The organism is Vibrio sp. 1069 (assembly GCF_033340555.1).
This window is the reverse complement of the sequence record NZ_JAWOWP010000423.1, coordinates 1-680: the sequence shown is the minus strand read 5'-3', so window position 1 is coordinate 680 and position 680 is coordinate 1. Positions and strand designations below refer to the sequence as shown.

Annotated in this window: 1 pseudogene; it reads left to right on the top strand. The window is 49.4% G+C overall.

Annotated features, from left to right (window positions below):
- Positions 1-416: 416 nt before the first annotated feature.
- Positions 417-680 (top strand): annotated as a pseudogene (locus tag R7040_RS26905) (hypothetical protein); the annotation flags it as partial.

The following is a 680-nucleotide window of genomic DNA, read 5'->3' as shown; positions in this document are numbered from 1 at the left end:
ATACGAAATGAGGGCAAGAAGCCCCAAAATGCAAAAACCCCGCTTCATCGAGACGGCAATCTCTCAGCGGGGTTCCAAAGACAAGAGAATTATGAATCGAACTGACCTAAAAATCAACCTTTCACAACGCCTCTTGTCATCGAATAGCGATGACGAGTATGTGCGGATCTAACGAGCGAGGAGCGCCACAAGGCGCGGGCTGCAAGCCCCTCGGGATAAAGACGAAATCCTCTTCACCCTGCGAAGCATGTGAAGGAGATTTTGGAAAATTCCGTAACATCCGAAAAGAACGATACCAACTTTCGAGAGCTGCTAGGGCTATTTACGCAAAGCAGGGCGAGAAAGAGGGATATAAGCATGTTTTAAATTACCACCGGACAGCTAAGTGCGCTTACATAGCGCATGATGATGTGCGTGTGCATGTTTCCTGCAATCACGATAAAGCATTCCTTTCTGGTGTAACCGCTTGTGGTAGCGTTTGGACTTGTCCCGTATGCGGGGCGAAGGTCGAAGAGCGCCGCCGTGGTGAGATTGCCAAGGGCGTTGACTATTGGTATTCGTTACCGAATAAGACGGTCAACATGATCACCTTTACGTTCAGCCACTCGATAGGAGATCGGCTTGCCGATGTTCTTGATAAGCAAGCCAAGGCATTGAAGAGGCTGCGTACAGGCAAGGCA